The sequence below is a fragment of the Haematobacter genomosp. 1 genome (assembly GCF_002196855.1).
Classification (GTDB): domain Bacteria; phylum Pseudomonadota; class Alphaproteobacteria; order Rhodobacterales; family Rhodobacteraceae; genus Haematobacter.
This window is the reverse complement of the sequence record NZ_NIPW01000004.1, coordinates 49373-62366: the sequence shown is the minus strand read 5'-3', so window position 1 is coordinate 62366 and position 12994 is coordinate 49373. Positions and strand designations below refer to the sequence as shown.

Below are 12994 nucleotides of genomic sequence, written 5' to 3'. Positions count from 1 at the left end.
TAATGACAGAAAGCAGAGTGCCAACCTGCGATGAGCAGGCACCGACGGTCAGCAATGGCGTCGGATGCCGAACGTGGCATCTGTTGATATCCTGCCAAAGCCAAGGGAAGGTCTGGAAGGTAAAAATTTGCCGGAGGGGGCGTGAAAAAAGCCCGCAGTCACGTGGGCTTCACTGTTTCCAAGGCATTCTGCCGCTGTCTATGACCGCGAGATCATTCCCACTCGATCGTGCCCGGAGGCTTCGAGGTGATGTCGTAGGTCACGCGGTTGATGCCCTTCACCTCGTTGATGATCCGCGTCGCGGTCTCACCGAGGAAGGCATGGCTGAACGGATAGTAATCCGCCGTCATCCCGTCCACGCTGGTCACGGCGCGGAGCGCGCAGGCGAAGTCGTAGGTGCGCCCGTCGCCCATCACGCCCACGGTGCGGACCGGCAGAATGGCCACGAAAGCCTGCCAGATGTCGTCGTAAAGGCCATGGCGGCGGATCTGGTCGATATAGACCGCATCGGCGCGGCGCAGGATCTCCAGCTTCTCGCGCGTGATCTCTCCGGGGCAGCGGATGGCGAGACCGGGGCCGGGGAAGGGATGGCGGCCGATGAACTTGTCCGGCAGGCCGAGTTCGCGGCCAAGCGCCCTTACCTCGTCCTTGAACAGTTCACGGAGCGGCTCCACCAGCTTCAGCCCCATCTTTTCCGGCAGGCCGCCCACATTGTGGTGCGACTTGATGGTGACCGAGGGTCCGCCAGCGAAAGAAACCGATTCGATCACATCGGGATAGAGCGTCCCCTGTGCCAGAAACTTCGCACCGCCCACGGCGGCGGCGTGCTTCTGGAACACGTCAATGAAGAGCTTGCCGATGGTCTTGCGCTTCACCTCCGGGTCGGAGACCCCCTCCAGCGCGGAGAGGAACAGCTCCGATTCGTCGGCATGGACCAGCGGGATATTGTAGGTGTCCCGGAACATGGAGACGACTTCCTCCGCCTCCCCCTGCCGCAGCAGGCCGTGGTCCACGAAGACGCAGGTGAGCTGGTCGCCGATCGCCTCATGGATCAGGACGGCGGCGACGGAGCTGTCCACCCCGCCGGAGAGGCCGCAGATGACCTTTTCCTCGCCAACCTGCTCACGGATCTTGCGGATCGCCTCGTCGCGGTAGGCGCCCATGGTCCAGTCGCCGGTGAACCCTGCGAGACGCACGAAGTTCTCCAGCAGGCGCTTGCCGTTCGGGGTATGGTGCACTTCCGGGTGGAACTGCACGGCGTAGAACTGCCGCTCCGCATCACCGACGATGGCATAGGGTGCATTGGGCGACGTGCCGATCACGGTAAAGCCGGGCGCAAGCCGGGTGACACGATCACCGTGGCTCATCCAGACTTCCTCGCGCCCGCTGTCGAACAGGCCGGAGAAGATGCCCTCCCTGCCATGGCCCTCCGCTGGCTCCACATAGGCGCGGCCGAATTCGCGGTGATGGCCGCTTTCCACCTTGCCGCCCAACTGTTCCATCATCGTCTGCTGGCCGTAGCAGATGCCGAGCACGGGAATACCCATGTCGAACAGCGCCTGCGGCGCCCGGGGGCTGCCCGTCTCCGTCACGCTGGCCGGTCCCCCGGAAAGGATGACGGCCTGCGGCGCCATCGCGCGCAGGGTTTCGTCCGTCACCTTGTTGAAGGGCAGGATTTCGCTGAAGACATTCAGTTCACGAAGGCGGCGCGCGATGAGCTGCGTCACCTGGCTGCCGAAATCGATGATGAGAAGGCGTTGGTGCTCGGGCTGGGTCATGGTTCCCTCTAGGCATCCCTGCGTTTCCGCGCAAGGGGGACTGCCGCCACTTAGGCATTCGCGGCTTCGCGCTCAAGCCCCGATACGGGCACACGGGCGGCAGTGACGCGGGTGTCGGTGGCAGGGGCGGCGGTGACGCGGGTGGCGGGCGTTACGGGCGGGGGTATCAGCCGCGCCTCCGCGATGAGGGCGATCAGCACATCGATATGCCGCGCGAGGCTGTAACCCGCTTCCTCATTGCGGCGGCTGATGTCGAGACGTTCCTCCTCCTCCATCAATGTAGCGAGCGCGCGTTCGGGAGAGGGCACGGTTGTTTGCCGCGTCACGCGCGGCAGGTCGCGATCCCGGCGATAGTCGGAGAGCCCGAAATGCGCGGCGCGAATCAGCAGTCGGGGGCGGCGCATCGCGGCGAGGTTCGGCATGGCATCATACATTCTTGCTCTCCTTCAAAAAGCGGGAGGCCAAGAATACTCAACCTAAACGTGTGTTGCGCTTTCCGGCGATCCGGCGCGCGCTGCTTTCAGGGAGGTTTAGGAATTCCCGACAATTATGGGAATTCGCGCGGTTATTAACGGACAGGTAATAAATGTCACTGAAGTCTGAACCTCGAACGAAAGCGGATCTGAGGGACTGCGGCGGCATCATGAGAGCGGCAAGAACGGCGGTATCTCCGGCACCCTCGAAACTGCCGGACTGGCTGCCGGATGCGGCGCGTCTCTACCTTCTGCATACCGAGGCCGGACTGTCGCTCCGCGCGCTGGCCCGAGACAGGGGCGTGCATGCCTCGACCGTGATGAGGCTGGTCAGGCGCTATGAGAATCGCCGCGACGATCCCCTGATCGACGGCGCCCTCGCGGGGCTTGGCCGCCGCAGCGCCGCATCGACCCCCGAAACCGAGAGCGAGGATCCCCCCATGACCGCACCGACTCCGCAAGCCTGCTTCGTTCCCGACGAGGCGCTCATCCAGCGGGAGGCGCTCCGTATACTACGCCGTCTATGCGAAACCGGTTCGGTGCTCGTCGTCTCCACCGGGATGGAGCGGGCCGTGGTGCTCAGAACCGCCCCGTGCGGCGAGCAGGAACGAACGGCGGTGGTCGAACGCCAGGTCGCAGAGGCCTTTGCGCTGAAAAGCTGGATCACCTGCCGCCCGCGGGAAAATTCCTCCGAAACCCGCGCACCGCTTTCCGTATATGAAATCACACAAGGCGGTCGCTCAGCCCTGAAATCCATGCTTCGCGGCATTCCCGACCCACAGGGGTTTCGGGAGGCGCCGACCGCCTTCCGTTGGGCGGAGAGTGCGGAAGACCGGGAAACAACACGAAGAACCCGATGTAACATGGCGGAATCTCCGGTAATTGTTCTCGGCCGAAGACGTGACAAGGATGGCAGACCCTTCCTGTCACGCGAGTTGATCGCCGCGGCCGAGCGCCTGCGGGAGGATTTCGAGCTTGCACAGATGGGGCCACGTGTCGCGCAGAACTGGGATCGGTTCCTTACCGGCGGGGAGCGGAGCACAGCCGGTGCGGGTGATCCTGACAGTGCCCCCGCCCGCGCGCGGGAGCGGGTCGCGGTGGCGCTCCGCGACCTTGGTCCGGGGCTGGGGGATATGGTCCTCAGGTGCTGCTGTTATCTGGAAGGGCTGGAAACGGCGGAGCAGCGGATGGGCTGGTCGGCCCGCTCGGGCAAGATCGTCCTGCGGATCGCGTTGCAGCGGCTGAAGCGGCATTACGATGAAACCGGGCGCGGCGCCGTTCTGGTCGGGTGAGCAACGCAGGGCGGGAATGCAGGCACTGCCGTTGCTTATCCGCGCCCATCGGGCTATCTGAAAGAACCAGTATCCCGAGGGGTTTTCCGTGCGCGATCTTAAAATTCCCGCAGAGCGCCATCCCGAAAAGGCACATCGCCCCGACAGCGAGCAGCCGCGCAAACCGTCCTGGATCCGGGTGAAGGCGCCCACGTCCGAAGGCTACCGCAAGACGCGGGAGATCATGCGCGAGAACCGCCTCGTCACCGTGTGCGAGGAGGCAGGCTGCCCCAATGTCGGCGAGTGCTGGAGCCAGGGTCACGCCACCATGATGATCATGGGCGAGATCTGCACGCGGGGATGCACCTTCTGCAACGTGGCGACCGGACGGCCCGATGCGCTCGACGTGTTCGAGCCGGGACGCGTGGCGCATGCGGTGCAGAAGCTCGGGCTGAAGCATGTGGTCATCACCTCCGTGGACCGTGACGATTTGGAGGATGGCGGGGCGGATCACTTTGCCCAAACCATCCGCGCTGTCCGGCATCGCAGCCCGGAGACGACCATCGAAATCCTGACGCCCGACTTCCTGAAATGCGCGCCCTCCGTGCTGGAAAAGGTCGTTGAGGCGCGTCCCGACGTGTTCAACCACAATCTGGAGACGGTTCCGGGCCTTTATCACGAAGTGCGCCCCGGCGCGCGGTACTTCCACTCCCTGCGCCTGTTGCAACGGGTGAAGGAGCTGGATCCGACGATGTTCACCAAATCGGGCATCATGGTGGGTCTGGGTGAGGAGCGCCCGCAGGTGCTTCAGGTGATGGACGACATGCGATCTGCCGATATCGACTTCCTGACGATCGGCCAGTATCTGCAACCCACGCCGAAACATCACCGCGTGGCGGATTTCGTGACGCCCGATCAGTTCAAGGCCTATGAGAAAGCCGCCTGGGGCAAGGGTTTCCTGATGGTCTCCGCCACGCCGCTGACACGCTCCTCCTACCATGCGGGGGATGATTTCGCGCGGCTCCGGGCCGCACGGCTGGAAAAGTTCGGCAGGGCCTGACGGTTCGCGCGCGGCCCGGAAAGAGGTCTTGTACTCTCGCCTTCGCGCCGTAGCCCTTTTCAGAAGGCGGCGCGTGGGCGGGAGATTACCTCGACCGTTGGCCGGAAAGCCGCTTTTTCTCCGTACCGTTGAAAGCCGGTAACTCAGCGGGCCGCAAGATTTGCGGTTTCAGACGGGCGGCCGGATATTCCGCGCAACTGGGTGCTGAAAAGATCGGCGTTGAAGCGAGATCGTTCGCCATCTGACGAAATCCAGCCGGAAATTACCTGCCGCGGGTCTTTCCGGGGCTGGTTTTCGAAGCACCGGCATGAACCTTCAGGATTTTTTCAGCAACTTGCCAAGTCACTGACCGGCCTCTCAAAAGTCGATCATTGGCCCGGGGGTTGCGCTGACAGCCGGGAATCGGTCCGGTCGAGAGCCAAAACTAGCGGTTTTCAGGAGATTTCCCAGCAAGGGGGAACATCTCGGCCTCAGGCCAGCGCCGAGGGTACTTTTCAGCAGCCTGCTAACAGGCTGCTGAAAAAGTCCTGAAGTGTCATGCCTCTGCGCCGGAAATCGGAAGATCGGCCCGGAAACGCCCGGAAGTCTATGGATTTCCGGCTGGAATTCGTCAGATGGTGAACGATTTCCGCTCCAACACAGGCCAAAAGGCCTTTTTTAGCAGCCTGTTAGGGGCGCCAACCCGGACGGCGAAACAGTTGCAGCTTGGAGCCGGAATGTCAGGATAACCTGCCGTAACCGTTGTCTGGAAACCGTTTCCGAGAGTACGCCTCCGGTCGCAGGCGTCGCGGTTCGGCACTGGTCCCTGTGCTCATTCGACGGCCGGCACTTTCTTCAGATAGGCCGCGATCGCCAGCCGGTCCGAGGCGGGCAGCCGGGCCATCTCCTCCACGACCTGCGCCATCTCTCCCCCCGCGATGTCGAAATCCGGTGTGAAGCCGCTTTGCAGATAGTCGGCGATCTCCTCCACGCTCCAGGTGAGCTTGGCCGGGGTGATGTTGGGGATGCGCCGGTTCGGATTGGCCGGATCCGGGCCGCCGGACAGCCAGGCGTCGCGCTGCATCTGGCCCATCTCGCCGCGCGGTGTATGGCACTCGCCGCAGTGTCCGAGCGCCTCCACCAGATAACGGCCGCGCTCCTCCTCCGGGGTGAGCGCGCCCGACACCACCCAGCCCCGATCGAAGAACAACAGCTTCCACCCCCCGATCAACCAGCGCTGGGAGAAGGGGAAGTCGATGTCATGCGGCAGACTGGGCGTGGAGGAGGGCGGCAGTGTCATCATGTAGGCATGAAGGTCGGCCACGTCCTGCGGCCGCATGTGGACGTAGCTGGTATAAGGCAGCGCGGGATACAGATTCTCCCGCCCCGGCCCGATCCCCCGTTGAATGGCATTGGCGAAATCCGTCAGGCTCCAGTCACCGATGCCCTGTTGCGGATCGGGCGAGATGTTCGGCGCGTGGAAGGTGCCGAAGGGCGAGGCAAAGGCCTTGCCGCCGGAAAGGATCAGCTTGTCCTCGCCCGCAGCGCCCTCCGCTGCATGACAGGAGGCGCAGCCCGCGGCGTGGAACACCAGTTCTCCCGCAACCGGATCGCCGGTGAGCGCGACCAGCGGAGCCTCCTCCACGGGCGAGGGCCGGGTGATGACCCAGAATGCCGCGCCTCCTGCCAGAGCTGCGACGACAACAAGGGGCAGAATCCGCCGGGCCATGAAATTCCCCATGCTGGCTAGGTGCTTGCCTTTCCTAGGCTAGCGTCTTTGCCGCAGGGATCAACCCGCAGGGTCTGTAAACCGGACCTTGCCGATGTAGGGGAGGTTGCGATTCCGCTGGGCGTAGTCGATGCCGTAGCCCACCACGAATTCATCGGGGATGGAAAATCCCGTCCACGTGGCGCGCACGTCCACCTCCCGCCGGGTCGGCTTGTCGAGCAGGGCACAGACCTCCAGCCGCCGGGGCTTGCGGCTTTTCAGCAGGGCGATCACGTGCGAGAGGGTGAAGCCCGTGTCGATGATATCCTCCACCACCAGCACGTCGCGGCCCTCTATGGGCGCACGGAGATCCTTCAGGATTCGCACCTCCCGCGAGCTCTCCATGCCGTCTCCGTAGCTGGAGGCCTCAAGGAAATCGACCTCCAGCGGCAGGTCTATCTCCCGCACCAGATCGGCGATGAAGACGAAGGAACCCCGCAGCAGACCGACGACGACGAGCTTTTCCGTGTCGCGAAAGCTCTCGGTGATCTCGGCGGCGAGCGCCTCCACCCGCGCGGCAATGGCTTTGGCGGAGATGAGCTGGTCGATCACGTAGGGTTTCTGCATGGTTCCGTCCGGTTGCGCCTTCTTTTCCGTGCCAGCCTATGAAAGAACGGCGCCGAGCGACAGAGCGAACGGAAGAGAATGCCCTCCCATTCGGAAACGCGCGTCATGCCCTACACGGCGCAGCAGATGTATGACCTCGTGGCCGACGTCGGCCGCTACCCGGAGTTCCTGCCCTGGAACACCGCTGCCCGGATCCGCTCCCGGACACCTGTTGAGGGTGGGGGTGAGCTGATGGAGGCCGATCTGGTCATCTCCTTCAAGGTGTTCCGCGAGCGCTTCGGGAGCCGTGTCACCCTCTGGCCTGAGCAGAAGAAGATCGACACCGAGTACTTGGACGGCCCGTTCAAATACATGCGGAGCTGGTGGAAATTCCGGGACCGCCCCGAGGGCGGCTCCGAGGTCGAGTTCTTCGTGGATTTCGAATTCAAGAACGCGATTCTCCAGGGGATCATCGGCGTGGTCTTCAATGAGGCGATGCACCGTATCGTGCGCGCCTTCGAGAAGCGGGCGGACCAGCTTTACGGCAGCCACCCGGCCTGAGTGCCAACAGATTGTGATCGTTGATTTTTGCCGCGCGTGTGAGACGATGGAACTCTCCCACAGCGCGAGGCGGACATGGAGCGACGCGAGACCGATCTGATGCTCAAGGGCTACGGCCTGACCACTGCCGAGTTCTTCTACCGGATGCCCGATTATCGTCACGTCCTGAACACGTTCACATGGCAGGACTATGACATCGCGCCGGATTATCCTCGACTGTTTCGTTTCATCGAGTTCTGGCAGGAGGAGATAGAGGGCCCGCTCCACTCCGTCCGTTTCACCCACCGCAAGCTGATCTCTCCCGGCGAGTGGCGGAATGTCGTGGGGGAATTCCGCATCAACTAGTCCCGCTTCACCAGCGCCGCGGCCCAGATCAGAGCCAGCAGGAACGACAGGATGGCGTTCCAGCTGGCCATGGAGAGGCCCGCGAACTGCCATGCCACCGCGTCGCAGCGCACGACGGGGGAGGAGAGAATCTGGTCCAGAAGCTGGCCGGTGCTCATGCCCGACAGATCGCCGCCGCCGGTGCAGGTGGTCGGCCCCTGCCACCATCCACGCTCCACGCCCGTATGAAACACGCCGAGACCGGAGGCCGTCAGCGCGGCGACAAGGCCCAGAAACCGCCAGAATCGCACGGCAGGCATCGCAAGAGCCAGCGCTCCCGCCGCTATCGCGGCAGCATGGGGCCAGCGTTGCCACAGACAGAGATGGCAGGGCGCCAAACCACCGATATATTGAAAGGCGAAAGCGCCGAGCAGCAGGGCGACGGACCCGAGAGTGGCGAGTATGGTCAGAGTTCTGGATGTCATGGTTCTTTCTCCCGAGACGGCTCCTTGCAGCACGCGGCACAAGCGGGGTCAAGGCTACGGGCGAGGGCGGGCGGTAAGGCTTAGGTGAGGAGACGGCGATGGAATGGCGCGGGCGCAGGGGCAGCAGCAATATCGAGGATCGCCGGTCGGCAGGCGGTGGCAGGGGCTATGCACGGGTGGGCGGGATCGGTGGCTTCGGCCTGATCGCGCTGGTGTTGATCGGCTGGCTGTTCGGAGTGGATTTGTCGCCCGTGCTGAACGAGGGCGGCGGATATATACAGCAGAGCGGTCCCGTCGAACTGACGCAGGAGGATCAGGATGCCGCGCAGTTCGTCTCCGTCACGCTCGCGGATACGGAGGAGGTCTGGGATCGGGTCTTCCGCGAGCAGGTCGGGCGGCAGTACAGGCCACCGACCCTGGTGCTGTTCAAGGGCATGACGTCCTCCGCCTGCGGCGGCGCTTCGGAAGCGATGGGGCCCTTCTATTGCCCGGCGGACCAGAAGGTCTATCTGGACACCAGTTTCTTCACCACGCTTAGCCGGCAACTCGGCGCCAAGGGCGATTTCGCTGCCGCCTATGTGGTGGCCCATGAGGTCGGCCATCACGTGCAGGATGAACTGGGGATTCTGGGACAGGTCAACGATCTTCGCCAGCGGGTGAGCGAGGTGGACAGCAACCAGCTTTCCGTGCTCATCGAACTTCAGGCCGATTGTCTGTCGGGCATCTGGGCACGACAGGCGGACACCCAGTTCGGAACGCTCGATCCCGGCGATATCGACGAGGCGATGGATGCCGCCGCGCGCATCGGCGACGATACGTTGCAACGGGCCGCCGGCCGCCGCCCCGTGCCCGAGACCTTCACCCATGGAAGTTCGGCGCAACGACAGCACTGGTTCGCGCAGGGGTATAACTCCGGCCAGATCAAGGATTGCGACACCTTCGCGGGCCTGCGCCGCTGAGGTCACCCGCTCATGGCTCGAACGCCGGGGGCCCGGCCCCGAGCATCATCGCCTGCGTCATGTGACGGACGGTTGGAGCCGAGGACAAATTGAGCGTCGGTCTGGCGCCAAGTTGCCAATTTTCAATGAGGTACGTTCCGCAAGGAAAATTGTGGTGCCGGGAAGGGGACTAGAAACGACTTAATTTTCAACGCACTAGAGTTTTGAAGCGTAAAAAATGCGAGCGCCGATTCACTGGCCGGCGCGTACCATGGTGATTGCACCCTCGCGCCGCGTCTCTATCTTGCCATCACGAATCCAGTTTCGCACGGTCTTTCTCGTGCGTCCGATCTGGTCGGCATACTCCGCGATGGTAAGCCAGTTCGGCGGGGGAGTAATGCGGGAGCCTTCGATGGCGCGGCGCATCGCGGCCATTTCCTCACGCAGAGCGGCAAGCTCGCCCGCGTCCACGGCGATCATCATGCTAGGCTCACCCATCACCCATTCCCCAGCTTGTCGAGGGCGGCACGGGCGGCTTTGATGGCGTCATCCGCACCCAAATCACCCGCCTTGATTATCCAAGGGTCATAACTACTCGGCTCATCGCCGAACCAAGACAAAAGGTCCGATAGCGCCTCCTCCAGCGCCTTGATCTGCGCGCGGGCCGCGGTGAGTTCGGCGCTCTCCGCCTCTGCGTGGGCTGCGGAAGTGGCTAGCCATTTTCGTGCGGCATTGATTGCTCGCTGCGCGTCATTGCGGATCGTGTCCTCGCAATAGCGCATAGCATCTTCGCGTGTGGCGAAGCCTGCCTTCCCCTTGTAATTGCTGACGCCACTCCAAAGACCGATACCCGCTGCCGGGTCAAAGCCGGGATCGTAGGGGATTACGACATAGGCTGAGTAATCGTCGTGATGTAGCTCCATCACGCTGGGGTTCGGGCTGGCCTTTGACTTCCACCGGAAGTCAAACGGCTTCATGGTCAGCGCCACCGGCTTCTGCACCTGCGCCTGAGCGGCGGGGAGGGCGCGGATGGCTGCGGCGACAGGCCCCTTAAGCCCATCACCAAACCAAGCGTCATGCCACTCCGCTGCAACTTCAATCGCCGCTGCCCGGCTGATCAGATCGCCGGTCATCACAAAATCCTGTTGATAAAATCGTCGTCTTCCTCACGCGGCGGAAAAGGCGGCAGGCCAATCTCCCCACGCAGGTGCTTGGGCCAGCCATCCGCGAGATACGGGCGCTGCTGCACGATCCGAATATGCTCGTCCGTGAGGGGGACGCCGGGTGCGAGGCACACCTCATCGCTGCGGCTGTCGTATTCGATCTTGCCCATCTCAAGCTCGCGGAGAAGGCGGAGGTGTGTCTGCCAGCGGGAGTAAAGGCGGCGTATCCATTTCATCGGGTCATCCTCCAAACAGCGGCGGCGGAAATCAGGGCACCGAGCAGCGACAGCAGGGCCGATGGCACGGGCACGGGCGACGGGGGCGGGCGTGGCGGCTCGGGCCGGTGATGGTCTGTGCCGCCCGGCGCGGTCGGGATGACGATCGGCGGGAAAGTCTCATGCCGCGCCGGCGCATAGACGAACGTGGATTTCGGCTGCATCAGGCCGTAGATGCCGGTGCCCTCTTCAAGGCGCAGAGAGGTGCCGCACTCTGTGTCTGGGGGCAGATAGACGACCTTGAAGTCGCCCGGACCGGCAGTGTCCGCATATGCACAGGGTGCGAGCATCAAGCCCGCCAAAGCGAGTGTTAAAAATTTCATGGCGTGATCCTGTTAGATCAGGGGTTCTGGGTCGCGCCGGGCCGATCCTTCTCGGCGCGGGACAGATATTCGCGGAGCATGGCCAGCATGCTGCTCCGGTCGCCGTTGCTGATGTAGTTTACCCGGCCGTCCTCAATTCGGTTGAACTCGGATATCAGCAGGGCGAACCCGATCCGGCGCGGGACGCCCGGTTGAAAGGGGCCGTTAAGCGCTTCGTCGATGAGGTGCGCGAGGGTGTTCATCAGCGTCCGGTGTTCGGGCTGGATCGGATCGCTCATGCCGCTTCCTCCTGCGCGTCAGCCTGGTCCGATGGCGCCGGCCACTCCATTTCGGCAAGCACCCAGGCATCGATACGCTTGCAATCGTCCTTCGACAGGAACAGCGCGGACCGGAAATCGGGGTTGCGGAACAGGCGGTCGAGGTCTTTGGCCTTGAGTGCCTTTTTCATGGACAGCCAGCCGTCACCGTCCGGCCCGCCATCCGGGACCAGCTCCGCCCAGATCCTGTCCAGCCGCGCGACGGGGAGGCGGGCGAAATAGTTCTCGGCCGTCGGTGTCCAGACCTTGCGGATATCGGCGCCGGCGAGGCGGGCGACGGAGGCGGTAAAGTCGCCGGTGACCGGGGTAAAGAGGCGGGCCAGCGCGGCGGTGAGCCGCGCGTTGCGGTCCTTCTTCGGCATAGCCTGAATGTCGGTCAGATGGGTCAGAGACAGGTCTCTCCCGGTCATAGCCTTACCGTCATTGACGGCATCGGTCAGGCGCTCGTCGATCACAGTGGCGTCCGCCTTCTCCGGCGCAATCGGATTCAGCGAAGGGTCAATCGACAGCGGGCGCTGCCAGTTCCAGATCGGCGCCGTCAGCGCGACGGTCAGCAGGTCGAGCACCAGCTCGGGCTTGCCGAGCAGAGCGGTCTGGATGGCCAGACGCTGGGTGCGCCGCATGTCCTCTGTCAGGGACTGGGGCAGCGTCTCGACTTTGGCCGTCTCGACCTCGTCGCTCCCGGATGCCTGCGGCTTCTCCCGCCACGGGCCGCTGGTCTTCAGCTCGCCGTGCCTGTCCACGTGGAGGAAGATGCCGGCGACGGCCCGATCTTCGTCCGAGATGTCGCCTGCAGCGCGATCCTCGAGCTTTTCCAGGCGCGCGTATTCCTCCTCCGTCAGGTCATCGGCTTCGGTGAGGGTCTCCAGCTCCGCGGCATCGGCCTCCGGCAGTTCGACGGGGACGAGATCGACGCGAGCGAGCTTTTCGATGAGATCAAAGGGGATCCACGCATCCTTCGTGTGGATCTTCACCCAAGCATAGCCTTTGCCCCGGTTGAGCTCCGCGCATTCCTCCAGCCGATCGGTGAAGAGCTTGTCGAGCAATGCCTCGTCGAGAATACGGGTGTCGTCGGTGAACAGGTCCTCCTGAATGACGCCGCCCGCATTGCGGTAGGCTGCCAGCCCGAGCCATTTGACGCGCCGGTCGTCGAGCGAGATGCCGCGAGGCAGCAGGTTTTGCCGGATGTTAGCGGCAGAAACGCCCCACGTGCTGGTAAGAACGCGGCGCAGCTCGGCGAGCAGAGCCTCCTCCGACTGCGCGGAGGTCAGCGCGCCCGCCTGGTCAAGGGTGATCTGGTCAGTGCGCAGCGCGTCGAGCGCAGCGACCGGCAGGGTGGCCAGCGTCATCCGCTGGCGGACATGTCGCTCCGTCACCGCGAAGGCCTTGGCGATCATGGCCGGCTGCGCGCCCGAAGCGGCCATCCGCAAACGGTGCCAGCCGATGCGTGGCGATCAATTCTCCCTACCGCAATCAGGGCGTTGGCGGCGACTTCATGCTTTTTGCTCAGGCGCTGGGGATCATGCAGCCGGGGTGAGGAAGAGATGAAATCCTATGTCGTGCGCACGACGGATGGGACATACCCGGTCAACGGCGACCCCTATCCCCACATGTTTGAAGGTGCGGGTTTTGCCGAATCCAACGACGATGATCCGGCCACCACGTGGGGGCTGCGCATTTTCAACACGCTTTGGGACGACGTTCTGTCCCTCATTCCGCAGCCGGGAGCCTGA

17 protein-coding genes are annotated in these 12994 nt (G+C 63.6%); 6 read left to right on the top strand and 11 right to left on the bottom strand.

The annotated features are described in order from the left end of the window. Positions 1-212: 212 nt before the first annotated feature. Positions 213-1778: a glutamine-hydrolyzing GMP synthase gene (gene guaA / locus CDV49_RS01155; protein ID WP_088213748.1), complete on the bottom strand. Its 1566-nt coding sequence runs from the start codon at positions 1776-1778 to the stop codon at positions 213-215. Between the two features lie 50 nt (positions 1779-1828). Beyond that, positions 1829-2212 carry a DUF6477 family protein gene (locus tag CDV49_RS01150; protein ID WP_179209086.1) on the bottom strand — a complete coding sequence of 128 codons (384 nt, stop codon included), beginning with the start codon at positions 2210-2212 and terminating at the stop codon, positions 1829-1831. A gap of 209 nt (positions 2213-2421) precedes the next feature. Here CDV49_RS01150 and CDV49_RS01145 point away from each other — a divergent pair, with 209 nt between their 5' ends. Continuing rightward, positions 2422-3543 carry a DUF6456 domain-containing protein gene (locus CDV49_RS01145; protein WP_088213747.1) on the top strand — a complete coding sequence of 374 codons (1122 nt, stop codon included), beginning with the start codon at positions 2422-2424 and terminating at the stop codon, positions 3541-3543. Between the two features lie 88 nt (positions 3544-3631). Next, complete coding sequence (gene lipA / locus CDV49_RS01140) at positions 3632-4582, top strand: lipoyl synthase (RefSeq protein ID WP_088213746.1); 951 nt, start codon at positions 3632-3634, stop codon at positions 4580-4582. A gap of 811 nt (positions 4583-5393) precedes the next feature. Here the strand turns inward: lipA and CDV49_RS01135 are convergent. Then, a complete protein-coding gene (locus tag CDV49_RS01135) occupies positions 5394-6290 on the bottom strand; it encodes a cytochrome c (RefSeq protein WP_179209085.1) in 897 nt (298 codons plus the stop codon). A gap of 60 nt (positions 6291-6350) precedes the next feature. Next, entirely contained in the window at positions 6351-6896 is a 546-nt protein-coding gene (gene hpt / locus CDV49_RS01130; RefSeq protein ID WP_088213744.1) for a hypoxanthine phosphoribosyltransferase, read from the bottom strand. Between the two features lie 78 nt (positions 6897-6974). Between hpt and CDV49_RS01125 the strand changes: the two genes are divergently transcribed. Together CDV49_RS01125 and CDV49_RS01120 are read left to right on the top strand one after the other, a co-directional pair. Beyond that, the gene (locus tag CDV49_RS01125; protein WP_088213743.1) at positions 6975-7436 is read left to right on the top strand and encodes a type II toxin-antitoxin system RatA family toxin; all 462 of its coding nucleotides are present in this window, start codon (positions 6975-6977) and stop codon (positions 7434-7436) included. A gap of 75 nt (positions 7437-7511) precedes the next feature. Further along, the gene (locus CDV49_RS01120) at positions 7512-7781 is read left to right on the top strand and encodes an usg protein (RefSeq protein WP_035741155.1); all 270 of its coding nucleotides are present in this window, start codon (positions 7512-7514) and stop codon (positions 7779-7781) included. Here CDV49_RS01120 and CDV49_RS01115 read toward each other — a convergent pair. Next, complete coding sequence (locus tag CDV49_RS01115; RefSeq protein ID WP_088213742.1) at positions 7778-8245, bottom strand: disulfide bond formation protein B; 468 nt, start codon at positions 8243-8245, stop codon at positions 7778-7780. The genes CDV49_RS01120 and CDV49_RS01115 overlap by 4 nt on opposite strands. Before the next feature lie 98 nt (positions 8246-8343). On the opposite strand from CDV49_RS01115, the gene ypfJ reads away from it, so the two are divergent. Next, positions 8344-9204: a KPN_02809 family neutral zinc metallopeptidase gene (gene ypfJ, locus CDV49_RS01110; RefSeq protein ID WP_088213741.1), complete on the top strand. Its 861-nt coding sequence runs from the start codon at positions 8344-8346 to the stop codon at positions 9202-9204. 231 nt (positions 9205-9435) lie between these two features. Here the strand turns inward: ypfJ and CDV49_RS01105 are convergent, their stop codons facing one another. The 6 genes from CDV49_RS01105 to CDV49_RS01080 form a co-directional block, all read right to left on the bottom strand. Further along, entirely contained in the window at positions 9436-9681 is a 246-nt protein-coding gene (locus tag CDV49_RS01105; RefSeq protein ID WP_088213740.1) for a helix-turn-helix domain-containing protein, read from the bottom strand. Next, positions 9681-10316 carry a hypothetical protein gene (locus tag CDV49_RS01100; RefSeq protein WP_088213739.1) on the bottom strand — a complete coding sequence of 212 codons (636 nt, stop codon included), beginning with the start codon at positions 10314-10316 and terminating at the stop codon, positions 9681-9683. Before CDV49_RS01100 ends, CDV49_RS01105 begins: the two co-directional genes overlap by 1 nt. Continuing rightward, positions 10316-10516: a hypothetical protein gene (locus CDV49_RS01095; RefSeq protein WP_143413101.1), complete on the bottom strand. Its 201-nt coding sequence runs from the start codon at positions 10514-10516 to the stop codon at positions 10316-10318. Before CDV49_RS01095 ends, CDV49_RS01100 begins: the two co-directional genes overlap by 1 nt. A 62-nt stretch (positions 10517-10578) precedes the next feature. Beyond that, positions 10579-10944, bottom strand: coding sequence for a hypothetical protein (locus CDV49_RS01090; RefSeq protein ID WP_143413100.1), 366 nt, complete (start codon positions 10942-10944; stop codon positions 10579-10581). A 17-nt stretch (positions 10945-10961) separates the two neighbouring features. Next, positions 10962-11222: a hypothetical protein gene (locus tag CDV49_RS01085; protein ID WP_088213736.1), complete on the bottom strand. Its 261-nt coding sequence runs from the start codon at positions 11220-11222 to the stop codon at positions 10962-10964. After that, positions 11219-12610 (bottom strand): hypothetical protein, encoded by a 1392-nt coding sequence (locus CDV49_RS01080; protein WP_143413099.1) that lies wholly within the window; start codon positions 12608-12610, stop codon positions 11219-11221. Before CDV49_RS01080 ends, CDV49_RS01085 begins: the two co-directional genes overlap by 4 nt. A 195-nt stretch (positions 12611-12805) precedes the next feature. On the opposite strand from CDV49_RS01080, the gene CDV49_RS01075 reads away from it, so the two are divergent. Beyond that, positions 12806-12994: a hypothetical protein gene (locus CDV49_RS01075; protein ID WP_088213734.1), complete on the top strand. Its 189-nt coding sequence runs from the start codon at positions 12806-12808 to the stop codon at positions 12992-12994.